Below are 26316 nucleotides of genomic sequence, written 5' to 3' on the forward strand. Positions count from 1 at the left end.
GGGGGAAGGAAAGCCCGATGCGAGGCCGCGCCGAGCTCACGTTGGCCAGATCCCCGGACGCCGCACGCCGCGCCAGGAGATTCGTCGACCGGATATGCACGGATTGGCGATTCCCGGCGCTGTGCGAGGACGCGGAGACCATCGCGAGCGAGCTCGTGGAGAACACCCTGCAGCACACCGGTTCCCAGCCGCAGTTGTGCCTGGAACGGCGGCCGGACGGGCTGACGATCTCGGTCTCCGACGACGCCCCGGAGCACGCCTACATACGGCAAGCCGACTCCTACGGAGGGTTCGGGATGCTGATGGTGTCCAAAACGGCCGCCGAATGGGGCTGCACAACCGCTCCGGCCGGGGGGAAAACGGTGTGGGCCAGGCTGGAGACAGCCCTGTCTTGCCAATGAGCGGGAGCGTCCGTACGGTCGAAGATATGAGCGGTTGACCTCAACAGCCGTGCCGGAACTATATTGTTCAACAGATCGGAAGCACCGTGCTTACACGAAGCGACGTGCGGATCGAAACCGAAGACCGGCAAGACGGCATCCAGCTGGCACGCACCGCAGGTGAGCTGGACGCGCTGGGGGCGCCCATCCTGCGCGAATACCTCGACGAACGGATCGGCTCGGCCGGCCCGTTCGTCCTGGACCTCGACAATGTGACCTTCCTCGGCTCGGCCGGGCTGCACCTGCTGCTACGCGCCAGCCAGTCCGCGGACCGCGCACAGCTTAGCTGGGCATTGGTGGGCAATCACCACCCGGTCGCCAGGCCGCTGCAGATCACCGGACTGGCCGGTCACCTGCCGATGCGGCCCAGCGTGCCGGAGGCGATCCTCAGCCTCGCCTCACCGTCCCTTGTGGACGTCCGATAAGGACTTCGGCTTCCTCGAGCACCCGGTTCTCGCCGATCCGCAGCAACCCCGCGTCGGGCTCGTCGGTGAACGCGGGACCTTCGCGCCCCGACCACACCACCACGTGGCGCTTTTCCGTGCCCGGTGGCGGCCCCCACTGCCACGGCGGCACGGGCCCGAACACCAGTACCGAGGGGGTGCCGTAGGCCGTCGCGAGATGCCCGACCCCGGTGTCACCGCACACCACGAGCGTCGCGTCCGCGATCAGCGCCGCCAATTCCGACAGCGTGGTTCGCCCTGCCAGTACCTCACCGCCGACGGCCCCGGCCAGTTCCCGTTCTCCGGCATCACCGGTCACAACGATGCGATGACCTCGCGCGGCAAGTGTTTTAGCGACGCGTGCGTAGCGGTCGACGGGCCAGCGCCGGGCGCCGTAGGCCGCTCCCGGATGGATGACGACCGCGCCCGGGGCCGGGCTAGGCACGTGCGGTCTGGGCAGCGTGAGATCGGCCGGATCGGCTGGAATCCCGTAGTGCTCAAGGAGATCGCACCACCGCCGTGCCTCGTGCACGCCAGTTCCCCAGCGCGGCCCGTCGATGGCCGGGTAGTCGGAATGGGCGTGCGTGAGCAGCCGTGCGGGCCGTGTCGCCATCAGGTCGGCGACGCTCTGCGGCCCGCTGCCGTGCAGGTTGACCGCGACGGCGGGCGGCTCGTGCCGCCAGCGCAGTTCGCCGAGCCCGCTGGTGGGCAGCAGCTCGTCGACCGCACCGGTCAGCTCGGCCAGCTCACGCAGGCCCTCGGGCGCGGCAAGCGTGATCCCGGTGGCAGGGAACGCGGCGCGCAACCCTCGCAACGCCGGCACCGACACCAGCAGATCTCCCATGCCCAGCGCCCGCAGGACGAGCACGCGGCTCACGGCCAGGAGCCCTCCTCCGAGGAGGCGACGACGAGTTCGCGCACTTCGCAGCCCGCCGGCTGGGACAGCGCGAACAGCACGGCCGCGGACACGTTCTCCGGGTGGTTGAGTTTCGCGTCGGGCGGAGGTTTGTACTGCTCGTCGCGGCTGTCGAAGAACGCCGTGTGCATCCCGCCGGGCACCAGCATCGTCACGCCGATCTCGCCCGCGGTCTCGGCGGCCAGCGCCCTGGTGAATCCGACGACGCCCCATTTCGACGCGCAGTAGGCGGTCGCGTCGCCGACGGCCTTGATGCCCAGCGTCGAGGACACCGTCACGACCTTGCCGTGCGAGCGTTTGAGGAACGGCAGCGCGGCGCGCACCACGGCGGCGGTGCCGAACAGGTTCACCTTCACCACGCGTTCCCAGTCCTCGGTGGACACCTGGTCGAACTTGCCGGGAGTGTCGATGCCCGCCGCGGTGAACACCGCGTCCAGCCCGCCCGCGGTCTCGGCGAGTTCGGTGACCGCGCGCTCGGTGGCCTCGGTGTCGGTCAGGTCGACCGGCACGTGGGGCACTCCGGCGGCGGGGCTGTCCTTGTCCAGCACCAGCGGCGTGCCGCCGGCCTCGGCGACCGCCTCGACCGTGGCCGCGCCCAGCCCGGACGCGCCACCGGTGATCAGCACCTTGCCTGGATTATCCATTGTGGACACCCTCCAGAATCCTTGTCGTCGAGTAGCCCTCGACGGTCGGTACGAGCACGATGTCCCCGCCGTGCCGCCGCACCACGGCGGCCTCCGGCAGGTCGGCCTCGGTGTAGTCGCCGCCCTTGACCCAGACGTCGGGCGCGAGCCGGCCCAGCAGCGGCGCCGGTGAGGTCTCGTCGAACACCGCGACGGCGTCGACGGCCTCGAGCGCTTCGAGCACGCGCTTACGGTCCGCAGCCGGGGTCACCGGCCGGGCCGGGCCCTTCAGCGCGCGCACCGAGGAGTCGGAATTCAGGCACACGACGAGCGCGTCGCCGAGCGAGCGCGCCTGCTGGAGCAGCTTGACGTGGCCGGTATGCAGCAGATCGAAGCAGCCGCCGGTGGCGACCAGGCGGCCGCCGCGGCGGCGCACCCGCGCGGCGAGTTCGAACGCGTCCGCCCCGGCCGCGGGCCCGGTCCGGTCCACCGGCCGCGACACCGCGGTGGCCGCGCCCGCCGCGACGAACCTCGCCGCGGACTCCACGGCCACGCCGACGGCCTCCTCCAGCCGCACGCCGTCGAACAACGCGGCCGCGGCGGCGCTGGCGAACCGGTCACCCGCGCCGCAGGTGTCCGGACGCACGCTCGCGGGAACGCGCGCCGCGTCGGGCACCGGGATCGTCGTGGTTCCCGCGTCGGTGGCCAGCACCGCGCCGCGCGAGCCGGTCGTGACCGCCACCGGCGCGCCCCACCTCTCCCGCAGCGCTCGCGCCAGTCCGTCCGGGGCTCCGTGTTCCCCGGCGAACTTCGCCGCTTCGCTCTCGTTGGGCGTCACCAGCCGCGCACCGGGCACCGGCCGGCCACCATGCGGATGCGGGTCCCACACCACCGGCACGCGAGCCTGCGCCAGCAGCCGCCGGATCTCCGGATGCCCGGCCACGCCCCGGCCGTAGTCGGCCACGAGGATCGTGGACGCCTCGCGCAGCAACGAAATCACCCGCGCGGGCAAAGGATCGTGCCGGGCACGGCCACCACCGTGGTCCAGCCGCACGACGGACTGGCCGGCGGCCCGGATCCTGGTCTTGCGCGGAGTCTCGCCCTCCAGCGGCAACGCGCACAGCTCCACCTCGCCGGCCAGCAGACCGGCCACGCGCTCGCCGCTTTCGTCCGCGCCCAGCGCGGTGACCAGCACGACCTCCCGCGCGGACCGCGCCGCGAGCAACGCGGCCAGCCCGGCGCCGCCCGGCCGCTGCCATTCGCGGCCCACGTCGACCACGGGGACCGGCGCTTCGGGGCAGAGCCGCTCGGCGGCGCCGTCGACGTCGATGTCGAGCAGGGCGTCGCCGACCACCACCAGCGGGCCGGTCACGAAGGCACCCCGAGCGAGGCGTCCACGGCCGCGCACAACGCGTGCACCACCGCCAGATGCGCCTCCTGGACGGTGCCGGTGCCCGGCGCGTCGATGACGACCGCGTCGTCGCTCAGCGACACCAGCGGGTTGGGTATCGGCCCGGTCAGCGCCCAGGTCGTCATGCCCAGTTCGTGTGCGGTCTTGGCGGCCAGGCACACGTTCTGGCTGCGGCCGCTGGTGGACAGGCCGACGAACACGTCACCGGGGCGGCCGTGCGCGCGGACCTGCCGCGCGAACACCTCCTGCTCGCCGTAGTCGTTGCTGATCGCGGTCGCCGCCGAGGTGTCGGCATGCAGCGCGATCGCCGACAGCGGCTGCCGGTCGTTGACGAACTTGCCGACCAGTTCACCGGTCAGATGCTGGGCCTCGGCGGCGCTGCCGCCGTTTCCGCAGGCCAGCAGCCTGCCGCCGGAGTCGAGCACCCGGGCGAGATGCTCGCCCCACGCCTCGATCCTCGGCGCTGCCGAGTTCAGTCTGCCCAGTGCGGCCGACAAGTCCGCGAACCGCTGTTCAATCACGCTGCACCTCCTAGTTTCTCGACCGCCTGGCGCACTTCGTCAGGAGTCACCCCGGCCAGGCAGGGATGCCCCGGCACCGGGCACCGCCGCGCGCGCGTGTCGCGGCACGGCGCTTCCTGGTCGCCGAGCAGCACGACGGGCACCCCGTAGGGCGCCCAGCGCGCCGCGGGCACCACCGGCGCGAACAGCGACACCACCGGGGTGCCGACCGCCGCGGCCAGGTGTGCGGGGCCCGTGTTCGGGGCGACGAGGACACTCGCGCCGCTCAGCACCGCGGCGAGCTGGCTGAGGTCCGTGCGCCCGGCGAGATCGAGCGCGTACTCGCCCGCGACGCGGGCGGTCAGCTCCTTGTCCGCGGGGCCACCGGTGACGACGACGCGATAGCCGTCGCCGGTGAGCATGCGCACCGCTTCGGCGCACTGCGCGGCGGGCCATTCGCGTGCCGGCACCGACGCGGCGGGATGCACGACGACGTAGCCGGGGTCACCGGCCACTTCGGACACATCAGGCAGTGGGCCGCGGACCGCGAGCCTGCCGTCGTCACCGGGCGGCAAGGCGAAACCCGCCGCCTCGGCGAGTGCGAGGGCCCGCTCGGCTTCCGGCGGATCGCCGTGGACACGGTGCCGCAGATCGAGCAGGGAGCCGGGGTAATCGTCGCTGATCGCGCCGATCCAGGGCACTCCGCATTCACGCAGGATCAGCGCCAGCGGCAGCGGCGACTGGTGGAACGACGTGACGACGAGGGCCGCGTCGAAGCCGGTTACCCTGTCCCGCAAGGTTTTCGTATACTCGGCGGTGACCGGCGGCGGTTCCGGGTCGATCCACGGAGCGCACCACTCGATCACGTCGTCCACACCGGGAAGCAGCTCCGCCGCCGCTCGTCCGCGCGGGCCGGCGAGCATCGTGACCGACTCCGCACCCGCCGCGACCGCCCGCACACAGGGGCCGGAAAGCAAGACGTCGCCCGCATTGTCCAGGCGTGCGACCAGAACCCTCATCCCCACTCCCCCATCACCATGCCCACCGCTTCCCGAAGATTCGTTGCCACACAAGGAGCCGCGGCGATCTCCGCCCGGCGGGTACGCGCGGTGGGCACCAGAATGCCCCGCGCCCCCGCGGCGGCGGCCGCCCCCATGTCGGAGCCGATGTCGCCGATCACGACGCATTCGCCCGGCCGCACCCTCAGCACACTCGCGGCCCTGATGACCAGACCGGGCTTCGGTTTGCGGCAGTCGCAACCGTCGCTTTCGGCGTGCACGCACATCTGCCAGGTGCCGAACGGCCCGAGCAGTTCCTCCACGCGCGCGTTGACCTCGGCGAGCTCACCTTCGGTGACGAGTCCTCTGGCCACACCGGACTGGTTGCTCACGACACCGAGCGGAATTCCCGCTTCACGCAAGGTTCGCAGCGCCTGCTCGGCGCCGGGGACCGGGCGCACGAGCTTCGGATCGGCCAGGTAGGGCTCGTCCACGATGATCGTGTCGTCCCGGTCGAACAGCACCGCGCGCATCGGTCCACCTCCTCTCCTTCTACCGCTACCCGGCGCATCGACTGCTAAACGCCACCGCGGAGGAGACGGCTTGGGCCGTTGCCCTCGGGTTTTCCGGCAGCACGAAGAGCCAGGGCCGCGAACTCGCCGTGAGGTCGCGGCCCTGGCTCTTCGGTCGCCGTTATGCCTGGTTCGCCGCCGCGGGCGTGCCGGCCGCGGAGCGGTCGGCCAATGCCTTTTCGTACACGCGCAGGATGTCGATGCCGATGCGGTCCCACGAGTACCGCGAGGTGGCCCGGTCCATTCCCGCGACGCCGTACGCCTCGCGCTGGGCAGCGTCGTCCAGCAGGCGGCGCAGCGTCGACGCCAGCGCCTCGGGCCGTCGCGGCGGGACCAGTTCACCGGTCACCCCGTCGACCACAGTGTCGATCAGGCCGCCGACGGCGGCCGCGACCACCGGGACACCGCAGGCCATCGCTTCGAGGGGCACGATGCCGAACGGCTCGTACCACGGCGTGCACACCACGAGATCGGCCGACCGCAGCAGCGCGGGCATCTCGCTGCGGGAGACCTGCCCCAGCAGGTGGACCCGGTCCTCGACGCCGCAGCGACGGGCGAGTTTCGTGAGGCGGCGGGCTTCCTCGTCATCGGAAAGACGACCTTGTTCCGGACCGCCCGCGATCACGAGTTCGGTGTCGGGCACCCTGGGTAGCGCACTGATCGCCGTCGCGAAACCCTTGCGGGGCACCAGCCTGCCGACGCTGACGATGCGGTGCTTCGCCGCGCGCGGGCCGCTCCGGCCGCTCGCAGTGAACCGGTCGAGGTCCACCCCGCAGGGCACGACCGACATCCGGGTCCGCGGCAGGCCGAGCCGCGCCAGCTCGAACACCTCGTCCGAACAGGTCGCGGCGACCTGCGTCGCGTTCTTGCCGATCAGCCGCTCCAGCCGGATGCGATCGGGCGGGCTGGTGTCCGCCGCACCCTGGTGCCTGCGCTTGACCACCCCCAGCGCGTGAAAGGTCTGGACCACTGGCACGTCCGCTTCCTTCGCGGCGAGCAATGCCGCCAGGCCCGACATCCAGAAGTGCGCGTGCACCACGTCGGGCTGGTCGCGGGACCACTCGCCCGCGAGAAACCGGCCGAATTCCGCCATGTGCGGCAGCAGCTCGTCCTTGGGCAGGTGCTTCGCCGGGCCGGCGGGCACGTGCACGACCTCGTAGCCGGAGTCGGCACGCACCCGTTCGGGCAGACCGGGATCATCGCGTCTGGTGTAGACGGTCACCTGGTGACCCTGCCTGCACAGTGCCGCGGACAGCTCCGCGACATGCAGATTCTGACCGCCCGCGTCGACCTCGCCGAGCGCGGCCAACGGATTGGCGTGCTCGGACACCATCGAAATCCTCATGATCCACCTCCAACGACTCGGTCGAGCAGGACGTCCCAGTTGCGCAGGAAGGCGTCCAGGCCGTAGTGGGCCAGCGCGTGCTCACGCGCGTTCTTGCCCATCCGCTGGGCGAGCTCGGGTTCGGCGATCAGCTCCCGGACCGCCTGCGTCAGTTCGGCGACGTCGGCCGACACGACCCCGGCCTCCCGGGGTACGGCACGGGCGGCCTCGGTCGTGGCCGTCGCGACGACCGGCATGCCCAGATGCATCGCCTCGATCAGCGACAGGCCCAGCGACGTCCACCGCGTCGTGTGCAGGTACAACCGCGAGCGCGCCACGCTCGTGTGCAGGTCCTCCTGCCCGAGATCGCCCCGCGGCCGCACGCGCTCGCCGAGGTCCAGCTTCTCCACGCCGATCCCGTACACGTCCAGCGGCGCGGCCTCGGCGAAGGCCGGCAGCAGATCGGTGCCGACCGCGCGCCCGCGCCGCACCGGCTCGTTGATCACGACCCCGGCGCTGGGCTCCTCGCCGGTGTAGCGCGCACCGGGATCGACGACACCGTGCTCGATCACCACGGCCGGAGCGCGCCCGGAGTCCCACATGAGCTGATTGAAATGCGTCACGTGCGCCAGCGGGATGTCGTCGCGGTCGGCCAGGAAATGCCTGGTCCGCGGCACGTCGCCGGTCGGCGTGTTGTGCTCCGCGTACACCGCGGGCACGTCCTGCCCGGCCCGCAGGCCGGTCCACTCGCGCAACAGCTCGAACTCCTCCGGTCGCTGCAGCACGACGACGTCGAACCCGCCCGCGCGTAACTCCTCGGGGCTCACCTCACGCGCCGTGCCCGGCCAGTCCCGCCCGGCACGTCCCAGCCCCCACTCACCCCCCGGCAGCAGGTACTCGTGCCGGCCGTGGACGAACGCACCCGTCCACGAACCGTGCACATGCCACACGAGTACGCGCAGCCGGTGCTCTTTCGCCCACATCATGGTCCACTCATTCACCGACAGCGAAGGAGTTAAACACGGGGCGCAGCAGAGGAACGCCGCCGTGCGGGAAGCAGGCCGAAGACGAGCCCGGCGATCGCGGTCACGCCGTGCAGGATGTTGTCGGCCCACTGCACGTCCAGCAGTCCGCGCACGTCGACCGGGTCACCGGTGGCGGTGGACAGGATCCCGTACACGGTGAGCCCCGCCAGCCCGAAGAACGTGACCAGCTCGATCACCTGCGCCGCCGCACCCCGGCGGGCGGCCACGAGCGCGAGCAGCCCGATCGCGGTGCGCATGATGTCCAGCAGCACACCGGTGTGGAACACGAGGATTTCCTTGCCACCGGCGAAAAAACCGCCGATGCCGAGTACCACGTAGACGATGCCGATCACCAGCGCCGCCGCCTGCGACAGCGGCGCCCGCTGCGCACCCGAATGCTCGGCCATTTCCGGGACCTCCTTTGATGACGAGTTGCGGTGAGGGTTGCCAGCGAACGATCGGCCCAACCAGGTGTGAGGTCGGCGGGTCGCGGGTAGTCAGGACTATGCGACTCGACCACTGCAATCACCCGGCCGGGAGCCCCCGCCCATGCGCGTGGCCGACGACCGGAGAGTAAGCGTGGCCAGGACCCGAAACGGCGACACCGACGAGAAGCTCGCGAAGTTCGCGGACCTCGCCGCGACGGCGCCCGGCGATCCCCGGCGGGAACGGCTGCGTTCGGACCTGGTCACCGAGTACCTGTCGGTGGCCGAGCACATCGCCCGCCGGTTCTCCGGCCGCGGCGAGTCCTACGACGACCTGGTGCAGGTCGCACGGGTGGGGCTGATCAACGCCGTGGACCGCTTCGAGCCCGACCGGGGCTCGGACTTCCTGTCCTTCGCGGTGCCCACGATCATGGGCGAGGTACGACGGCACTTCCGCGACGCGAGCTGGTCGGTGCGGGTACCGCGGCGGCTCAAGGAGCTGCACCTGCAGATCGGGCAGGTCAGCGGCGAGCTCGGGCAGCGCCTCGGCCGCGCGCCGACGCCGACGGAAATCGCCCGCGAGCTCGATCTCACGGTCGATGAGGTCAGCGAGGGCCTGCAGGCCGGCAACGCCTACTACGCGATCTCCGTGGACAAACCCGCCAGCGAGGAAAGCGAATCCGCATCGCTGGCCGACACGCTCGGCGAGGAGGACGTCGGGCTGGAGTCGGTGGAAAATCATGAGGCACTGCAACCACTTCTGCGCGAACTTCCAGCGCGCGAACGGACGATCCTCATGCTGCGCTTCTTCGGGAACATGACGCAGACCCAGATCGCCGAACGCGTCGGCATCTCCCAGATGCACGTGTCGCGGCTGCTCGCGCAGACCCTGCAGCATCTGCGGGAGAAGCTGGTGGACGAGGAGTGACGCGTCGTTTCGCCGCGCGAGGGCGAGGGTAGCCGGAGGCCGGACCCACACACTCGCGAGAGGGGCGGACGGACCGTGGCCGAGCAGAAGGACGCCAAACACGAACAGCTCGAAGCGGCACGTGTCGAGGCAGGCGAGGGTTATCTCACGACGCAACAAGGGGTGCGCGTCGATCACACCGACGACTCACTCAGCGCCGGGCAGCGCGGCCCGACGCTGCTGGAAGACTTCCACGCCAGGGAGAAGATCACACACTTCGACCACGAGCGCATTCCCGAACGGGTGGTGCACGCGCGTGGCGCGGGCGCGTACGGCTACTTCCAGGCCTACGACGACTCCCTGGCCGACCACACCACCGCCGAGTTCCTGACCAGTGGCGAGCAGATCCCGGTCTTCGTGCGGTTCTCCACGGTCGCGGGTTCGCGCGGATCCGCCGACACCGTGCGGGACGTGCGTGGTTTCGCGACGAAGTTCTACACCCGCCAGGGCAACTACGATCTCGTGGGCAACAACATGCCGGTGTTCTTCATCCAGGACGGCATCAAGTTCCCCGACTTCGTGCACGCGGTGAAACCGGAGCCGGACAACGAGATTCCCCAGGCCCAGTCGGCGCACGACACGTTCTGGGACTTCGTGTCGCTGCAACCGGAAACGCTGCACATGGTGCTGTGGCTGATGTCCGACCGCGCGCTGCCGCGCAGCTACCGGATGATGCAGGGCTTCGGCGTGCACACGTTCCGGCTGGTCAACGCGCGCGGCGAGGGCACGTTCGTGAAGTTCCACTGGAAACCTTTGCTGGGCACGCATTCGCTGTTGTGGGACGAATGCCAGAAGATCGCCGGGAAGGATCCAGACTTCAACCGTCGCGATCTGTGGGACTGCATCGACTCCGGCCAGTTCCCGGAGTGGGAGCTGGGCGTGCAGCTGGTGCCGGAATCCGACGAGCACTCGTTCGACTTCGACCTGCTGGACGCGACGAAGATCATCCCGGAGGAGCAGGTTCCGGTGCGGCCGGTCGGGCGGATGGTGCTCAACCGCAACCCGGAGAACTTCTTCGCCGAGACCGAACAGATCGCGTTCCACACCGCGAACGTGGTGCCCGGTATCGACTTCACCAACGACCCGCTGCTGCAGGCCCGCAACTTCTCCTATCTGGACACTCAGCTGATCCGGCTGGGCGGGCCCAACTTCGCGCAGATCCCGGTCAACCGGCCGATCGCCGAAGTCCAGCACAACCAGCGTGACGGCTACGGCCAGCAGAAAATCCACAAGGGACGGACCAGCTACTTCAAGAACAGCATCGGCGGTGGCTGCCCGGCGATCGCGGACTCGGACGTCTTCTCGCACTACACCGAGCGGGTCGACGGGCGCAAGATCCGCGAGCGCAGCGAAAGCTTCCGCGACTTCTACAGCCAGGCGACACTGTTCTGGAACAGCATGTCCGAAGTGGAACGTGAGCACATCGTCTCGGCGTTCCGGTTCGAACTGGGCAAGGTCGTCGACAAGGAGATCCGGGCCCGCACGGTGACCGAGCTCAACCATGTCGACCACGAGCTGGCGGCCCGGGTGGCGGAAGGGATCGGCGTGCGGACACCCGCGGCGGAGGCGACGCCGAACCACGGCCGCAGCTCCCCCGCGCTGTCACAGCTCAACGCCCCGGTGAACAAGCTCGACACGAGGAAGGTCGCCGTGCTCGTCGCCGACGGCACGGACGCGGTCGGCGCACAGCGGCTCGTGGACGAGCTGACCAAGAAGGGCGTGATCGTCGAACTGCTCGCGCCCGCCGAGGGTGAGCTGCGGCCGGGCGCCTCGGGCGGCGGTCCGCTGAGCGCCGATCGCCAGCTGAACACGATGGCATCGGTGCTCTACGACGCCGTCGCCGTGCCGTGCGGCCCGGACGCGGCACGGACGCTGTCCGGCGACGGGTATGCCGTGCATTTCGTGGCCGAGGCCTACAAGCACGCGAAGCCGGTCGCCGGGTTCGGTTCCGGGCTGGACGTGCTGCGCAAGGCGGGCGTGACCGAGCGGATCGCCGAGGGCGAGCAGGTGACGCGGGACCACGGCGTGGTGACCTCGACCGCGGCCGAGCAGTCACTTCCCGGCGAGTTCTTCGACACCTTCGCCGACGTGATCGCCGAGCACCGCGCGTGGGACCGGAAGACGGATTCGGTTCCGGCATAGGCAGTCAAGGAGTTCTGAACACTGATGACAGGTTTCTTTCCCGGTGGGGCCGGCCCCAGCCCCTTCGACCAGTTCCTGGCCCAGTTCTTCGGCAGCGCGATGCCGCCGAGGCGGCAGTCGGTCGACATCACCCGGCTGCTGACCGACCAGGCACGCGAGCTGGTCTCGGCCGCCGCGCGCAAGGCCGCGGAACAGGGCAGCGACGACGTCGACACCGACCAGCTGCTGTGGGCGGCGACCCAGCTGCCCGCGACCCGGCAGCTGCTGGAGAACGCGGGCGCGAAACCGGACGAGATCGCCCGCGAGATCGCAGGCGGAGAACGCGCGGGCGAGCACAGCACGCCGTCCTCGCTGGCGCCGGGTGCGAAACGCACCCTGATGGACGCGCACAGCATCGCGCGCGGCATGGGCTCGTCCTACATCGGGCCGCAGCATCTGCTGCTGGCGCTCGCGGTGAACCCGCAGTCGCGCGCGGGCCGGATCCTCGCGCAGGCAGGGGTCAGCCCGGAGGCGATGCAGAGCGCGAGCCCGCAGCAGCCCGGGCCGCAGCAACAGCAGCAACGCAGCGAGACCCCGACGCTGGACCAGTACGGGCGTGACCTGACCGCGCAGGCGCGTGAGGGCGGGATCGACCCGGTGGTGGGCCGGGACGACGAGATCGAGCAGACCGTCGAGGTGCTGTCCCGGCGCACCAAGAACAATCCGGTGCTGATCGGCGAGGCCGGTGTCGGTAAAACGGCCATTGTGGAGGGTCTGGCCCAGCGGATCGCGGACGGTGACGTGCCCGACATCCTCGCCGGCCGCCGGGTCGTGCAACTGGATCTCACCGCGATAATCGCGGGAACGCGCTACCGCGGCGACTTCGAGGAACGGATGACCAACCTGCTCAACGAGATCCGCCGGCATCGCGACGATCTGATCGTGTTCATCGACGAGCTGCACACCGTCGTCGGCGCGGGGTCCTCGGAGGGCTCGATGGGCGCGGGCAACATGCTCAAGCCCGCGCTGGCGCGTGGTGAGCTGCACGTCGTCGGTGCGACCACTTTGGACGAGTACCGGCAGAACATCGAGCACGATCCGGCTCTGGAGCGCAGGTTCCAGCCGATCCTGGTGCCCGAGCCGACCGTGGAGGACACGATCGCGATCCTGCACGGGCTGCGCGACCGGTACGAGGCGCACCACCAGGTGCGCTTCTCCGAGGAGGCGCTCGCCGCGGCGGCGGACCTGTCCGACCGCTATCTGACGGACCGTTTCCTGCCGGACAAGGCGATCGACCTGATCGACCAGGCAGGCGCGAGGGTGCGGCTGCGCTCCGGGCGCAGGCCCCACCAGCAGCGCGACCTCGAGGCCAGGGTCGAGGAGCTGACCAGGGACAAGGACCAGGCGGTGGCCGAGGAGGACTTCGAACACGCCTCCCGGCTGCGCGACGAGATCGCCTCGCTGCGGGAGCGGATCCGGCAGGCCGAGTCCGACGGCAAGCCCGCGGGCACCCTGTGCGTACGGCCGGAGGACATCGCCGAGGTGGTCTCCCGGATCACCGGCGTGCCGGTCAGCCAGCTCACCGAGGCGGAGCGGGATCGCCTGCTGCGGCTGGAAGAACACCTGCACGGACGCGTCATCGGGCAGGACGAGGCGGTGACCGCGGTCGCCGAGGCGGTCCGCCGCTCGCGCGCCGGACTGTCCGAACCGGACCGTCCATTCGGGAGCTTCCTGTTCCTCGGGCCCACCGGCGTCGGCAAGACCGAGCTGGCACGGGCGCTGGCCGAAGCACTCTTCGGCGACCAGGACCGGATGATCCGGCTCGACATGTCGGAGTACGGCGAGCGGCACACCGTGTCGCGGCTGATCGGCGCGCCGCCCGGCTACGTCGGCTACGACGAGGCGGGGCAGCTGACCGAGGCCGTGCGGCGGCGGCCCTACTCGGTCGTGCTGTTCGACGAGATCGAGAAGGCACACCCGGAGATCTTCAACGTCCTGCTGCAGGTGCTCGACGACGGGCGCCTGACCGACGGCCGCGGCCGCACGGTGAACTTCACCAACACGGTGCTGATCATGACGAGCAACATCGGCTCGGAGCTGATCACCAGCGGCACGCAGGGCGCGCTCGGTTTCGCCCCGGCCAACGAGGCCGACACCGACCGCCCGCTGCGCGAGCGGCTGATGCGGCGGTTGCGCGAGCAGTTCCGGCCGGAGTTCCTCAACCGGATCGACGAGATCATCGTGTTCCGGAAACTGGAAGCCGAGCAGCTGGAACAGATCACCGCGCTGCTGCTGGAACAGACCCGGCGGCGGGCACACGCGCAGGACGTCACGGTGGAGTTCACGCCGGAGGCGGTGCGGTGGCTCGCGCGCAGCGGCTACCAGCCCGAGTTCGGCGCCCGCCCGATGCGCCGCACGATCCAGCGCGAGGTGGACAACGAACTGTCGCGGATGATGCTGCGCGGTGACCTCGGTCCCGGTTCGCGCGTCCGCGTCGGCGCGGACGACGTGGGGCTCACGTTCGACGTGTCGGTCCCGGCAGGCGGGCAGTCGAGGTGACCACCCCACCGCCCGACCCGGACCCGGACCGCACGCCCGGCCTCGAGCCCGGCGGCGGCGTCCGCCCCGGCGACACCCCGCCGGACTCGGGACAGACCTCGGGCCTGTCCCACCAGGAGCCGAAGCCGCCCAAGGTGCTTCCCTGGGCGACGATCACCGTGTCGGCCGTACTGGCGCTGCTGGTGGCGGCGCTGATCGTGGCATCGGCGGTGGGGTGGCCGCCGTTCTGACGGTTCACGGCGGCGGATTGCCCACCGGATTCGGGTGTGGCACCGCCGCCGGCACGAGGCGTCGCGCGTAGGGGCGGAGGAAATCGTCCAGCCACGCCAGTTCCTCCGGTGTCGCGGCACGGTAAGCGCTTTCCGCGAGCGCGTCGGTGCGCTGCTCGATCTGCGCGCGCAGGTGGCGTCCCCGTTCGGTGAGTTCCGAACCGTCCAGCAGGCCGCGGTCGGCCAGGCGGCTGCGGGCGGCTGACCAGTCCTCGCCGGTCCAGCCACGGTTCGGCAGGATCGACTCCCCGCTGCCGTCCTCCGCGTCACGCAGCACATGGGCCTCCACGCCGTCGAGCCCGGCGGTGAGCAGCGCGGCCACGTGCCCGTCCCCGCGGTGCTCGCGCAGCGTCGTCGCCGCCTGCCACAGCGCCGCCACCGGGTCCTGGGGCCACGGCAGTGCCGCGTTCGCCGCGCCGAGCGGGCGGCCCTCCCACTGCACGTCCGACACGAGGCGCCGCAACAGGTCGGTCGCCTCCGGCAGGCGCGGGTCGCCGGCCAGGTCCGGCAGGTAGGTGCGCAACGCGGTCACCGCCCCCTCGGCGCGCGCGGCCAGTGCCCGTTCCGGCGGCACCACCGACCAGATCGACGGCAGCGACCGGGCCAGGAACGACGGCGCGAAGTTGTAGAACACCGCGGTCACCGCGCCGAGTCCGGCCGCGCCGAGCGGCGCCGCCCGCGTCGCGACGTAGCCGCGCCAAAACCCGCGCATGCCGCCCGCCTCGTGCGCCGCGCGTGCCTGGCGGGTGAAGTAGGTGACGCCGTGCACCGTCTCCAGCACGACCCACAGCGCCCGCGCGTTCACGGCTGGATGACCAGGCAGGTGGTGGACGCGGTCGCGAGCAGCGTGCCGTCGGCGTCGCGCAGATCGCCCTCCGCGAAGGCGACCCGCGAGCCGGTCTTCACCACGCGTCCGCGTGCGTGGATCTCGCCCGAGGCCGCGGTCACGGCACGCACGAAACTGATCTTGAGTTCGACCGAGGTGTAGCCGACCCCGGCCGGCAGCGTCGAATGCACGGCGTAGCCGACCGCGGAGTCGAGCATCGTCGCGGCCACCCCGCCGTGCACGGTTCCGATCGGGTTGTACAGCGATTCGTCCGGTGTGGCCGCGAAATGCACCGCGCCCTCGGCGACGCTGACCACCCGCATCCCGAGGTGCGCGGAGATCGGTGCCGGCGGAATCCGGCCCTCGGCCATCGCGGTCAGGAACTCCAGGCCCGTCATGGCGCGCGCGGCCGACGCCGTGCGCATCGGGTCGTCCCAGCTGATCGTCTTCCGCCGGACGGCGTTGTCCACTGTCACGCACTGCCTCCTCTATGACAACTGTCTTAATCCGGAGCATCGACTATGACAGCCGTCTTAGTCAAGGGACCCGGCCCGGCACGGTGATCGTGGTGAGAACATTTGCGCATGGGAGAGGAGCCGCAACGCCGGGTGATCGACGCCGGGGCCGTGGAGGCCGCGCTGGCGGGTCTCGGCGATCGCGCCGTCGTCCAGCAGTGGGCGGAGCGGTTCTCGATCCTGGCCGACCCGTCGCGACTGACCCTGCTGGTGTGCATTCACTACGCCCGCGAGATCTCCGTGTCCGATCTCGCGGCCGCCGCCGGCATGACCGACACCGCGGTGTCCCAGGCGCTGCGTTTGCTGCGCGCGCACGGCCTGGTGACCGGCCACCGCACCGGCCGTGTCGTGCGCTACAGCCTCGCCGACGCCACCATCCACGACCTCATCCATCACGTGCGACCACACCCCGGAGCCCCGCCACACGGCGGCGACGTATAGGTCGTTATACAGACGGCGATGGCCGCCGAGCCGGGGTACCGTGCGAGGCATGATCGGGTTACCCGAGGACATCTCCGCGTGCCTGTTCGATCTCGACGGCGTGCTCACCGGCACCGCGGCACTGCACCGCGAGGCGTGGAAACAGACTTTCGACGAATTCCTGCGCGAACGCGACGGCGCGGACTTCCGGCCCTTCACCGACCAGGACTACGCGCGCTACGTGGACGGACGGCCGCGCGCGGACGGCGTGCGGCAGTTCCTGAGTTCGCGCGGCATCACGTTGCCCGAAGGCGATTCCACCGATCCCGTCGACAAAGCAACCGTCAACGGCGTCGGCAACCGCAAGAACGAACTGGTGTTGCGCATCATCGCCGACCGCGGCGTCAGCCCGTACCCTGGTTCGGTGCGTTTCCTGGAGGCCGCAGAAGAAGCCGGGCTCGCCATCGCGGTGGTCACGTCCTCGGCCAACGGCGCCACCGTGCTCGAAGCGGCGCACCTGAACCACTTCGTGCGCGCCCGCATCGACGGCATCGTGATCAAAAAGGACAATCTGCGCGGGAAACCGGCGCCCGACTCGTTTCTCGCGGGCGCCAAGGCGCTCGGTGTCAGCCCGGCCAACGCCGCCGTGTTCGAGGACGCGCTCGCGGGCGTGGCGGCGGGCAAGGCGGGCGGTTTCGGGTACGTGGTGGGCGTCAACCGCGCGAACCAGGCCACCGAACTGCGCGCGAACGGCGCCGACGTCGTGGTGGACGATCTCGCGGAACTGCTGGAGGAACGACGATGAGCCTGCCTTTCCGCGGCTACGAATGCTCGCCGTGGGAGCTGCGCTGGCGCGGCCTCGCGGTCGATCAGCTGCAGCGCACGGAGTCGACGTTCGCGCTGTCCAACGGGCACATCGGCGTTCGCGGCACACTCGAGGAAGGTGAGCCGCGCGGGCTGCCGGGCACCTATCTCAACGGTTTCTACGAAGAACACGAGCTGCCCTACGCCGAGGCGGGCTACGGCTATCCCGAGGCCGGCCAGACCGTGGTCAACGTGACCGACGGCAAGGTCATCCGGATGCTCGTCGAGGACGAGCCGTTCGACATGCGCTACGGCTCCGCGACCGCGCACGACCGCGTGCTCGACTTCCGCACCGGCACGCTGACCCGCACCACCGAATGGGAATCGCCGACCGGGCGCCGGGTGCGGGTGCGCACGCAACGGCTGGTCTCGTTCACCCAGCGCGCGGTCGTCGCGATCCGCTACGAGGTCGAGCCGCTGGAGGACGACCTGCAGCTGGTACTGCAGTCCGATCTGCTGGCCAACGAACCCATCGAGTCCGACGCCGGCGATCCGCGCGTCGCGGCGGCGCTGCAGTGCCCGCTGGAGTCGGAGTTCACCTACGCCCAGCACTACCGCGCGGCGCTCGTGCATCGCACGAAGCGCTCGGGGCTCCGGATGGCGGCGGCGATGGACCACCAGATCGAGTCGCCGGACGGGCTGCGCACCGAGATCGCCGTCGAGAACGATCTCGCCCGGCTCACCGTCGCGGTGGACGTGCCGCGCGGAAAACGCGTGCGGCTGACCAAGTTCCTCGGCTACGGCTGGTCGGCGCAGCGTTCGATCCCCGCGCTGCGGGCGCAGGTGGACGCCGCGCTCGCCGGTGCGCTGCAGACCGGCTGGGACGGGCTACTGGCCGAACAGAAGGCCTTCCTCGACGATTTCTGGGATACCGCGGACATCCAGATCGACGGTGATCCGGAACTGCAGCAGGCGACCAGGTTCGCGTTGTTCCACGTGCTGCAGGCCGGGGCCCGTGGCGAAAGCCGCGCCATCCCGGGCAAGGGACTGACGGGGCCCGGCTATGACGGGCATGCCTTCTGGGACACCGAATCCTTCGTGTTGCCCGTGCTGACCTACACCATGCCGGAGGCCGCGCGGGACGCGCTACGCTGGCGCCACTCCACTTTGGACAAGGCAAGGGACAGGGCCAGGCAGCTCGGCCTGCGCGGCGCGGCGTTCCCGTGGCGCTCCATCAACGGCGCCGAATGCTCGGCCTACTGGCCCGCGGGCACGGCGGCCTTCCACGTCAGCGCCGACATCGCCGACGCCGTGGCGCGCTACCTCGCCGCGACCGAGGACCGCGAGTTCGAGCGCACCTGCGGCACCGAGATGCTCGTGGAGACGGCGCGGCTGTGGATGTCTCTCGGGCATTACGACTCGCACGGCCGGTTCCGCATCGACGGCGTCACCGGTCCCGACGAGTACTCGGCGGTGGCGGACAACAACGTCTACACCAACCTCATGGCGGCACGGAACCTGCGCGAAGCCGCCGCGTCCTGCGAGCGGATCCCCCAGGTGGCACGCGCGCTGGAGGCCACCGAGCACGAACTCGGCACATGGCGCGAGGCCGCCGACCGGATGCTGATCCCCTACGACCGCGAACTGGGCGTGCACCCGCAGTCGGAGGGCTTCACCGAGCACGCCGACTGGGATTTCGCCGGCACGCCCCAGCGCAACTATCCGTTGCTGCTCAACTATCCCTATTTCGACCTCTACCGCAAGCAGGTCGTCAAGCAGGCGGATCTGGTGCTGGCACTGCACCTGTGCGGCGACGCCTTCACCCCCGAGGAAAAGACCCGCGACTTCGCCTACTACGAGGAGCGGACGGTGCGCGACTCGTCGTTGTCGGCGGGTACGCAGGCCGTCGTCGCCGCCGAGGTCGGGCATCTGGAGCTGGCCTACGACTACCTCGGCGAGGCGGCGCTGACCGACCTGCGCGACGTGCACAACAACGTGCGCAACGGGCTGCACATGGCCTCGCTCGCGGGTGCGTGGAACGGGGTGGTGGCCGGGTTCGGCGGCATGCGCGACCACAACGGCAAGCTCGCGTTCGCGCCGCGGCTGCCGCCGCAGCTGTCCCGCATCGAGTTCCGGATGTGCCTGCGCGACAGCAGGTTCGCGGTCGAGGTGCACGCCGAGCGCGCCACCTACCGGCTGCTGTCGGGCAAACCGGTGGAGATCACCCACCACGGCAAGGCGTGCACGGTTTCCGAAGAGCCGCTGTCGCTGCCGATCCCCGTGCTCGATCCCGGTCCCCCGCCCCGCCAGCCCACCGGGCGCGAACCGTCGCGCCGCAAACCCGAGCACATCCGCCGCCCGGCGGGCGCGGCCAGGGAAAGCACCCCGGGCTGAGCGCGCCGGCTCAGTCCGGTGGCTCCGGATTGGGCAGGTCGGGCTTGACGTCGTCGCGGTTGGGCGGCTCCTCGACCTCCTCGGTCCCGTGCAGGCCCAGGTCCGGATGGTCGAGATCGGGAAAGTCCGGCGGCAGCGGCGGGCTGGGATCGCGTTCGCGCTTCTTGTCGGTCATGGCACCGGCTTACCTCATTTCGGCGGGACGTCAACCCGGCTGGCAGTGCGGGCACCACACGGTGCCGCGGCCACCGGCCCGGCCGTGTTCGAGTGTCGTGCCGCAGCGCGGGCACGAGCCCGACGGTTCGTCGCGGCGTCCGGTCAGCCAGGACGGCCGCGGCGGCACGCGGCCCGCTTCGACGGACTCGCGCAGGGTTTTCCGCATCGTGGTGCGCAGCAGGCCGAGCTCCTTCTCGCCCACACTGGAAACCTTGCGATACGGGTTCAGCTTGGCGCGCCACAGGATCTCGTCGGCGAGCAGGTTGCCGAGCCCGGCCAGCACCGACTGGTCCACGAGCGCCGCCTTGAGCTGCTTACGCGGGGGCAGCACGTCCTTCAGCGGCCCGACCTCCAGCGCGTCCGGCCCGGTGTCCGCCAGCAACCGGTCCAGCGCCTGCTCGTCGGCCGCGAGCCGCAGGCCCTGGAGCTTGCGCATGTCGCGATACCGCAGTTCGCCGTCGGCGAAGCAGAAGATCACCCTGTCGTGCCGGTGCGGTTCGCCGGTCTGCCAGTGCAGCGAACCGGTCATGCCGAAGTGCAGCACGACCGTGGCCGGTCCGCCACGCACCGGTACGAGCAGCCACTTGCCGAGCCTGCGCGGTTCGGCGAACCGCCGCCCGGTCAGCGCCTCGCGCAACGCGGCGGCGCCGACGTCGCGCAGCACCTGGGCGTCGCGCACGACGACACCGGTGATGCGGCGGTTCACCGCGTGCTCGGCAAGCACCCGGCGGAAGCCCTCGACGTCCGGTAACTCGGGCATACCGAAGTCTTCCACCCGCCCGGCCATGGCAAACGTCTAATTCATCGCTCGTTGATTTTTGCTCCACGAGCGGGCACACTGGCGGCATGGTGATCCCGAAGAAGGTCGCGCGGTTCAACCGGGTCGCGACGAACAAGGTGCTGGGACCGATCAGCCGGCGGGTGCCGGGCTTCGGCACCGTCGTGCACCGGGGGCGGCGTTCCGGCAAGATCTACCGCACGCCGCTGAACGTGTTCCGCGTGCCGGAGGGTTACGTCGTGGCGCTGACCTACGGCCCCGACTCCGACTGGGTGCGCAACGTGCTCGCCGCGGGCGGGTGCGAACTGGAGACACTGGGGCGGGTGGTCACACTGACCAACCCGCGCGTGGTGCACGACGAGAACCGCGCGGCGCTGCCGTTTCCCACGCGCCGGTTCCTCGGCCTGATCGGCGTGGCCGACCTGCTCTACCTCGACCGCGCGGCCTGAGTCCACTCAGGACGGACGGGCCACCGCCGAGGCGCGGGTCAGGCGAGCAGCTCGCGGAGCTGCTCGATGACCTTCACCCGGCGCTCGACGCCCGGTTCGAACAGCGTCACCTGCAGCGTGGTCACCCCGGCCTCCCGGTACGCGGCCAGCCGCTCCTTGACGTGCCCGGCGGGACCGATCAGCGAGATGGCCTTCAGCAGATCGGCCGGGACCGCGGCCGCGGCCTCCTCCTTCTTGCCGTCCAGGTACAGGTCCTGGATCCGCTTCGCCTCGGCCTCGTAGCCGTAACGGCAGGCCAGCTCGTTGTAGAAGTTCTTGCCGCGCGCGCCCATGCCGCCGACGTAGAGCGCGACCATCGGGCGCATCCAGTCGATCATGTGCTCGACATCCTCGCCGATCGCCACCGGCGCGCCGACCACGACATCGAGATCGCCCAGTTCCGGGTCGCGCTTGGCCTTGCCCGCGGCGAGCGGCTCGCCCCAGATGTCGGCCGCCTTCTCCGGGTGGTAGAAGATCGGCTCCCACGCCTCGGCGATCTCCGCCGTCATCGCGACGTTCTTCGGGCCGAGCGAGGCGAGCATGATCGGGATCCGCTCGCGCACCGGGTGGTTGATCAGCTTGAGCGGTTTGCCCAGCCCGGTGCCCTGGCCCTCGGGCAGCGGGATCCGGTAGTAGCGGCCGTTGTACTCGACGCGCTCGCGCCGCCACACCATGCGGCAGATCTCGACCAGCTCACGCGTACGGCCCAGCGGCGCGTCGTAGCGCACCCCGTGGAAGCCCTCGATCACCTGCGGCCCGGACGCGCCGATGCCGAGCATGAACCGGCCGTTCGAGACGAAGTCCAGGCCCGCCGCGGTCATCGCGGTGAGTGTCGGCGTGCGGGTGTAGAGCTGCAGGATGCCCGACGCGATCTGCACCCGCTCGGTCTTCGCGGCGAGGTAGCCGAGCTGGCTGACCGCGTCGAACGAGTACGCCTCGGGGACGAACGCGACATCGAGACCGGCCTTCTCCAGTTCGACGATGTCCGCCACGCTTTCGGCGAAACCGCCCGCGTAGGAGATCTGGGTGCCGAGCCGCATGGAAGTCACCTTTCCCGGGTAAGCGTGCGCTTAGTGTCCACACCCTACACGCCGGTAACTTCTAGTGGGACTCGATCCAGGCGCTCACCACACCGTCGAGTACCGGCATCGGCAGCGAGCCCCCGCCGAGCACCAGGTCGTGAAAGGCCCGGATGTCGAACCGCTCCCCCAGCGCCTGCCGTGCCTTCTCACGGACGCGCAGGATCTCCAGCCTGCCCACCATGTACGACAGGGCCTGGCCGGGATAGGCGATGTAGCGGTCGATCTCGGCGTCGATCTCGACCTGCGGCATCGGCGTGTTCTCGCGCAGGAAGTCCACGGCCTGCGCCCGGCTCCAGCCCTTCGCGTGCAGACCGGTGTCGACGACGAGCCGCCCGGCGCGCATCGAGTCGGTGGTGAGCATCCCCAGCAGCGCGACGTCGCCGGAGTACAGGCCCATCTCGTTGGCGAGCCGTTCGGCGTAGAGGCCCCAGCCCTCGACGTAGGCGGTGAAGTCGCCGATGCGCCGCAGCAGCGGGAGGTCGGTGAGCCCGAGGGCGGTCGAGAGCTGGAAATGGTGGCCCGGGATGGCCTCGTGGAACGCGATGACCTCGGCGGTGTGCCGGAAGCGTTCGGTCACCTCGTAGGTGTTGGCGAAGTACGTGCCGGGCCGCGAGCCGTCCACGGAGGGCTGCAGGTAGTAGGCCGCCGGCGCGTTGGGCGCGGCCGCGGCCGGCACCGGCTCGACGACCCATTCGTGCGGCGGGATCCGGCCGAACCACCGCGGCGAGGCCTCCGCGGCCCGCGTGATCGCCGCGCGGGCGGTCTCCAGCAGCTCGTCGGCGTCCTTCCAGCGCAGCGCCGGATCGGTGCGCAGCCGCGTGAAGATCTCCTGCAGGTCGCCGGTGCCGAACACGCGCGAGCCGATTTCGGCGTACTCGCGCGCGAGGTCGCCGATGATCCGCAGACCGGTTTCGTGCAGATCGTCCGGGGTGCGGTCGGTGGTGGTGTGCGACCGGGCGGCCGCGGCGTACATGCGCTCGCCGTCGGGCAGCCAGCACAGGCCGGGCTTGTCCAGCGGGCGGCCGTGCTCGGCGATCTCGGCGGCGAGCATGTCGCGGTAGGCGGCGAACGCGGGGTTCACGACGTCGGCGAGCAGCCGCTCCCGTTCGGCGGCGAACGCCTCCGACGGTGCGGGCTGGCGCTTCAACGGGTCGTTGTCGGCGTCTGCCAGGTGGCGGTCGAGGTGGCCGATGGCGGCGCGCACGAGATGCTCCACCGGCAGCCGGCCCGACGCCAGGCCCGCGCGGTGCCGGTCGGCGGCGTCTTGGAGGTAGCGCGGGATCTCGGCGAGGCGGCGCAGGTGTTTCGCGCCCTGCTCCTCGTCGGCCACCGTGACCATCGGCAGCGAGGTGAGCAGGCTCGCCGCGGGTGCGATGAACAGGTCGCTGATCGTGTACTCGGCCGAGTGCGTGCTGATCCGGTCGAGGTAGTTGCGGGCCTGGCTGACCAGGACGTCGCGGGTGACGCGATCCTGCTCGGACGCGGGTTCGAGCGCCTCGCCGCGGCGCACGAACTCCTCCAGCGTGACGCGCTGCCGCTCCTCGGCGGCCTCGCTGATCTCGCCGATTCCCTCGCGATCGGACTCGATGCCCAGCAGCGCCGGCCACAGGGGCTCGGCGTCGAACAGTGCTTCCACGAACTCGTCGGCCAGCTTCGTCACCTCGGTCATGGCGCCAGCCTAGAACCTCATTCGCCACGGCCGGGGGAACAAGCGCGCGGCCGTGGCGGGACGGTAGCGTTTCCGGTTGTGGCCGTGACCGATCCCGTGGACGCCCGCCTGCTCGCCGCGCTGGCGGAGCTGGGCAAGGCCGCCGTGCACGAACTCGCCGCGAAGGTCGGGATGGACCCGCGCGAGGTGGCCTACCGGCTGGTCGCGCTGTCGGGGAGCGGCCTGCCGTTGCTGGTGGGCGTCGAGAGCGACCCGAACGGCCTGCGCGCCGCGCTGGCGACCGCCCGTCCCGCTCCCCCGCCGCCGTATCCGGCGCAGGGCATGCCCTCGGGCGCCTACACCGTCCCTTCCGCTGCCTACAACGTTCCCTCCGGCCGGTACCCGGTGCAGCCTCCGCCGCCGGCGCCGGGCCGCTTCGCCGCCGCGGCGCCGCGACCGGCGGTCGATCCGGTGATCAGCACGTGGGGCCCGCCGCAAACGGCGTCCTGGGCCCGGGGCGATCAACGCCAGGCTCCTTCCCCGGTCCAGCGCACCGGCCGGATCGGGGACGCGCTCGCCGCCCAGGGCCTGGAGGGCGAGCAGCTCACCATTCAGCTGCTGGAGGTGCAGGACCCGGCGGACTTCCTGTTCGGCGCGGCCGGGTACCGGCTCGACGCGGGTGAGCGGGCCGTGGTCGTGCACACCGAGATCACCAACCGCGGCACTGTGCCGTTCGTGTCGCTGCCGGACAACTACCTGGAGCTGGTCACCGCCGAGGGCACGACGATCGCCAAGGCCCCGGTCTCGCTGACGTCGCGGCCGCCGCACAAGATCGGCGTCCAGCCGGGCGAGACGGCGGGCGGCCACACCGTGTACGTCCTGCCGGAGGCGACTCGCGTGACGACGCTGCGGTGGAGCCCGCGGCCGGAGCCGGACGAGCGCACGCTGAGCTGGTCACTCGAGACCTGAACGCCTGTCTCGCGCCTCGCGGGAGCTCCTCAGCTCTCGGCGCGGAGCACGTCCAGAGCGTGGGCCAGATCGTCCGGGTACGGGGACTGGAAGCTCACCCAGCGGCCGTCGGCCGGGTGCGCGAAGGCCAGCGTCCTGGCGTGCAGCCACTGCCGGGTCAGGCCGAGTTTCCTGGCCAGCACCGGGTCCGCGCCGTAGGTCAGATCGCCCGCGCACGGATGCCGCACCGCCGAGAAGTGCACGCGGATCTGGTGTGTCCGCCCGGTCTCCAGCTTGATGGCCACCAGTGAAGCCGCGCGGAAGGCCTCGATCACCTCGTAGTGGGTGATGCTCGGGCGCCCGCCGGCCACGACCGCGAACTTGTAGTCGTGCCTGGGGTGCCGGTCGATGGGCGCGTCGATGGTGCCGCGCGTGGGATCGGGGTGACCCTGCACCACGGCGTGATAGCCCTTGTCGACCGTGCGCTCCTTGAACGCCCGCTTGAGCACCGTGTACGCGTGCTCGCTCTTGGCCACCACCATCACGCCCGTGGTCCCCGCGTCCAGCCGGTGCACGACGCCCTGCCGCTCCGCCGCACCCGACGTCGAGACGCGCAGCCCCGCGGCCGCCAGCCCGCCGACCACCGTCGGGCCGGTCCAGCCGGGACTCGGGTGCACCGCGACACCGACCGGCTTGGACACCACCACGATGTCATCGTCGTCGTGCAGGATGCGCAGGCCCTCGACCGGCTCCGCGATCACCTGGACGGGCTGGTCCGGATCCGGCAGGGTCACCTCCAGCAGGCCACCGGCCGCCAGCCGGTCCGACTTGCCCGCGGGCCTGCCATCCAGCAGCACCTCGCCCGATTCGGCCAGCTCGGCCACCACGGTCCGCGACAGCCCCAGCAGCTTCGCCAGCCCCGCGTCGACGCGCATGCCGTCCAGCCCGTCGGGGACGGGCAGCATCCGTGCGCTCACTTCTTGGACCTCACGCTGCCGTCGTAGTCGCGGCCGAGCAGCGTCAGCAGCACGATCAGGATGGCCCCGCACGTGATGCAGGAGTCGGCGACGTTGAACACCGGGAACGCCTGGCCGTTGGGCGCGAACACCGAGATGAAGTCGACGACGTGCCCCCGCAGCACACCGGGCGCGCGGAACAGCCGGTCCATGAGGTTGCCGAACGCGCCGGCCAGGATCAGCCCGAGCCCGATCGCCCAGCCGACCGACCGCAGGCGCCCCGCGAACCAGATCAGCACGACCACCACCGCGGTCGCGACCAGCGCGAGCACCCACGTCATCCCGGTGGCCATCGAGAACGCCGCACCGGGATTGCGCACGATCTGCAGGTAGACGAGCCCACCGAGGACGCGCACCGGCTCGTGTCCCTCCAAAGTGGACGCGACGATGGCCTTGGTGGTCAGGTCCAGCGCGAAGGCGACCACGGCGATGACGGCGAGCAGCCCCACCCGCCGCTTCGGCAGTTCCTGCGGTGGCGCGGCCTCCGGCTGCGATCCCTGTTCGGTGCTCACCAGCCCATTGTCCACTGCCCGCTCGCGACGCCGTCGCGGTGGGGCGCCACGTGGCCACCAAGGCCCCAGACATCCA

27 protein-coding genes and 1 pseudogene are annotated in these 26316 nt (G+C 70.9%); 11 read left to right on the top strand and 17 right to left on the bottom strand.

The genetic code is table 11. The features are described from left to right. Positions 1–17: 17 nt before the first annotated feature. Together HFP15_RS30240 and HFP15_RS30245 are read left to right on the top strand one after the other, a co-directional pair. On the top strand, positions 18–401 hold the full coding sequence (locus HFP15_RS30240; protein ID WP_168520186.1) for an ATP-binding protein: 384 nt from the start codon (positions 18–20) through the stop codon (positions 399–401). Positions 402–505: 104 nt separating this feature from the next. Further along, positions 506–865 carry an STAS domain-containing protein gene (locus HFP15_RS30245; RefSeq protein ID WP_168520187.1) on the top strand — a complete coding sequence of 120 codons (360 nt, stop codon included), beginning with the start codon at positions 506–508 and terminating at the stop codon, positions 863–865. Here the strand turns inward: HFP15_RS30245 and HFP15_RS30250 are convergent. From HFP15_RS30250 to HFP15_RS30290, 9 genes and pseudogenes are all read right to left on the bottom strand, one after another. Next, positions 828–1766: a glycosyltransferase family 9 protein gene (locus HFP15_RS30250; RefSeq protein WP_246272171.1), complete on the bottom strand. Its 939-nt coding sequence runs from the start codon at positions 1764–1766 to the stop codon at positions 828–830. The genes HFP15_RS30245 and HFP15_RS30250 overlap by 38 nt on opposite strands. Beyond that, a complete protein-coding gene (locus tag HFP15_RS30255; protein WP_168520188.1) occupies positions 1757–2443 on the bottom strand; it encodes an SDR family oxidoreductase in 687 nt (228 codons plus the stop codon). The genes HFP15_RS30250 and HFP15_RS30255 overlap by 10 nt, the downstream gene beginning before the upstream one ends. After that, positions 2436–3794 carry a PfkB family carbohydrate kinase gene (locus HFP15_RS30260; protein WP_168520189.1) on the bottom strand — a complete coding sequence of 453 codons (1359 nt, stop codon included), beginning with the start codon at positions 3792–3794 and terminating at the stop codon, positions 2436–2438. Before HFP15_RS30260 ends, HFP15_RS30255 begins: the two co-directional genes overlap by 8 nt. Beyond that, positions 3791–4354: a D-sedoheptulose-7-phosphate isomerase gene (locus tag HFP15_RS30265; RefSeq protein ID WP_168520190.1), complete on the bottom strand. Its 564-nt coding sequence runs from the start codon at positions 4352–4354 to the stop codon at positions 3791–3793. The genes HFP15_RS30260 and HFP15_RS30265 overlap by 4 nt, the downstream gene beginning before the upstream one ends. Next, positions 4351–5352, bottom strand: a complete 1002-nt coding sequence (locus HFP15_RS30270) for a glycosyltransferase family 9 protein (protein WP_210718066.1) — start codon at positions 5350–5352, stop codon at positions 4351–4353. The genes HFP15_RS30265 and HFP15_RS30270 overlap by 4 nt, the downstream gene beginning before the upstream one ends. Beyond that, positions 5349–5858, bottom strand: a pseudogene (locus HFP15_RS30275) (D-glycero-alpha-D-manno-heptose-1,7-bisphosphate 7-phosphatase); the annotation flags it as partial. The gene HFP15_RS30270 and the pseudogene HFP15_RS30275, both read right to left, overlap by 4 nt. Before the next feature lie 166 nt (positions 5859–6024). Beyond that, positions 6025–7248, bottom strand: coding sequence for a glycosyltransferase (locus HFP15_RS30280; protein ID WP_168520193.1), 1224 nt, complete (start codon positions 7246–7248; stop codon positions 6025–6027). Beyond that, on the bottom strand, positions 7245–8213 hold the full coding sequence (locus HFP15_RS30285; protein WP_246272166.1) for a glycosyltransferase: 969 nt from the start codon (positions 8211–8213) through the stop codon (positions 7245–7247). The genes HFP15_RS30280 and HFP15_RS30285 overlap by 4 nt, the downstream gene beginning before the upstream one ends. 29 nt (positions 8214–8242) lie before the next feature. Continuing rightward, positions 8243–8659, bottom strand: a complete 417-nt coding sequence (locus HFP15_RS30290; RefSeq protein ID WP_168520194.1) for a DUF4383 domain-containing protein — start codon at positions 8657–8659, stop codon at positions 8243–8245. Positions 8660–8801: 142 nt separating this feature from the next. On the opposite strand from HFP15_RS30290, the gene HFP15_RS30295 reads away from it, so the two are divergent. From HFP15_RS30295 to HFP15_RS30310, 4 genes are all read left to right on the top strand, one after another. Next, positions 8802–9605, top strand: a complete 804-nt coding sequence (locus tag HFP15_RS30295; RefSeq protein WP_168520195.1) for a SigB/SigF/SigG family RNA polymerase sigma factor — start codon at positions 8802–8804, stop codon at positions 9603–9605. 75 nt (positions 9606–9680) lie between these two features. After that, a complete protein-coding gene (locus HFP15_RS30300) occupies positions 9681–11786 on the top strand; it encodes a catalase (protein WP_168520196.1) in 2106 nt (701 codons plus the stop codon). Positions 11787–11810: 24 nt separating this feature from the next. Further along, entirely contained in the window at positions 11811–14324 is a 2514-nt protein-coding gene (locus HFP15_RS30305; RefSeq protein WP_168520197.1) for an ATP-dependent Clp protease ATP-binding subunit, read from the top strand. Next, entirely contained in the window at positions 14321–14554 is a 234-nt protein-coding gene (locus HFP15_RS30310) for a DUF6480 family protein (protein ID WP_168520198.1), read from the top strand. The genes HFP15_RS30305 and HFP15_RS30310 overlap by 4 nt, the downstream gene beginning before the upstream one ends. A 4-nt stretch (positions 14555–14558) precedes the next feature. On the opposite strand, the gene HFP15_RS30315 is transcribed toward HFP15_RS30310, so the two are convergent. Then, positions 14559–15398 carry an SCO6745 family protein gene (locus HFP15_RS30315; RefSeq protein WP_168520199.1) on the bottom strand — a complete coding sequence of 280 codons (840 nt, stop codon included), beginning with the start codon at positions 15396–15398 and terminating at the stop codon, positions 14559–14561. Next, complete coding sequence (locus HFP15_RS30320; RefSeq protein WP_168520232.1) at positions 15395–15844, bottom strand: PaaI family thioesterase; 450 nt, start codon at positions 15842–15844, stop codon at positions 15395–15397. Before HFP15_RS30320 ends, HFP15_RS30315 begins: the two co-directional genes overlap by 4 nt. A gap of 159 nt (positions 15845–16003) precedes the next feature. Between HFP15_RS30320 and HFP15_RS30325 the strand changes: the two genes are divergently transcribed. The 3 genes from HFP15_RS30325 to HFP15_RS30335 are packed head-to-tail and all read left to right on the top strand — an operon-like array spanning position 16004 to position 19552. Then, entirely contained in the window at positions 16004–16375 is a 372-nt protein-coding gene (locus tag HFP15_RS30325; RefSeq protein ID WP_168520200.1) for an ArsR/SmtB family transcription factor, read from the top strand. A gap of 49 nt (positions 16376–16424) precedes the next feature. Then, positions 16425–17159: an HAD family hydrolase gene (locus HFP15_RS30330; protein ID WP_168520201.1), complete on the top strand. Its 735-nt coding sequence runs from the start codon at positions 16425–16427 to the stop codon at positions 17157–17159. Beyond that, positions 17156–19552, top strand: coding sequence for a glycoside hydrolase family 65 protein (locus HFP15_RS30335; RefSeq protein WP_168520202.1), 2397 nt, complete (start codon positions 17156–17158; stop codon positions 19550–19552). Before HFP15_RS30330 ends, HFP15_RS30335 begins: the two co-directional genes overlap by 4 nt. Positions 19553–19562: 10 nt before the next feature. Here HFP15_RS30335 and HFP15_RS30340 read toward each other — a convergent pair whose 3' ends face one another. Further along, a complete protein-coding gene (locus HFP15_RS30340; protein ID WP_168520203.1) occupies positions 19563–19727 on the bottom strand; it encodes a hypothetical protein in 165 nt (54 codons plus the stop codon). Between the two features lie 30 nt (positions 19728–19757). Then, complete coding sequence (locus tag HFP15_RS30345; RefSeq protein ID WP_246272167.1) at positions 19758–20555, bottom strand: Fpg/Nei family DNA glycosylase; 798 nt, start codon at positions 20553–20555, stop codon at positions 19758–19760. Between the two features lie 59 nt (positions 20556–20614). Between HFP15_RS30345 and HFP15_RS30350 the strand changes: the two genes are divergently transcribed. Continuing rightward, positions 20615–20995 carry a nitroreductase family deazaflavin-dependent oxidoreductase gene (locus HFP15_RS30350; RefSeq protein WP_168520204.1) on the top strand — a complete coding sequence of 127 codons (381 nt, stop codon included), beginning with the start codon at positions 20615–20617 and terminating at the stop codon, positions 20993–20995. 38 nt (positions 20996–21033) lie between these two features. Here the strand turns inward: HFP15_RS30350 and HFP15_RS30355 are convergent, their stop codons facing one another. After that, positions 21034–22074, bottom strand: coding sequence for an LLM class F420-dependent oxidoreductase (locus HFP15_RS30355; RefSeq protein ID WP_168520205.1), 1041 nt, complete (start codon positions 22072–22074; stop codon positions 21034–21036). A gap of 61 nt (positions 22075–22135) precedes the next feature. Continuing rightward, complete coding sequence (locus HFP15_RS30360; RefSeq protein WP_168520206.1) at positions 22136–23785, bottom strand: DUF885 domain-containing protein; 1650 nt, start codon at positions 23783–23785, stop codon at positions 22136–22138. 78 nt (positions 23786–23863) lie between these two features. Here HFP15_RS30360 and HFP15_RS30365 point away from each other — a divergent pair, with 78 nt between their 5' ends. Further along, positions 23864–24733: an AsnC family transcriptional regulator gene (locus HFP15_RS30365; RefSeq protein ID WP_168520207.1), complete on the top strand. Its 870-nt coding sequence runs from the start codon at positions 23864–23866 to the stop codon at positions 24731–24733. A 29-nt stretch (positions 24734–24762) separates the two neighbouring features. Here HFP15_RS30365 and HFP15_RS30370 read toward each other — a convergent pair whose 3' ends face one another. Then, on the bottom strand, positions 24763–25689 hold the full coding sequence (locus HFP15_RS30370) for an RluA family pseudouridine synthase (RefSeq protein WP_312871820.1): 927 nt from the start codon (positions 25687–25689) through the stop codon (positions 24763–24765). Next, positions 25686–26240: a signal peptidase II gene (gene lspA / locus HFP15_RS30375; protein WP_376768905.1), complete on the bottom strand. Its 555-nt coding sequence runs from the start codon at positions 26238–26240 to the stop codon at positions 25686–25688. The genes HFP15_RS30370 and lspA overlap by 4 nt, the downstream gene beginning before the upstream one ends. Between the last annotated feature and the right edge of the window lie 76 nt (positions 26241–26316).

The sequence above is a fragment of the Amycolatopsis acididurans genome (genome assembly GCF_012328925.1).
Taxonomy (GTDB): Bacteria; Actinomycetota; Actinomycetes; order Mycobacteriales; family Pseudonocardiaceae; genus Amycolatopsis_E; species Amycolatopsis_E acididurans.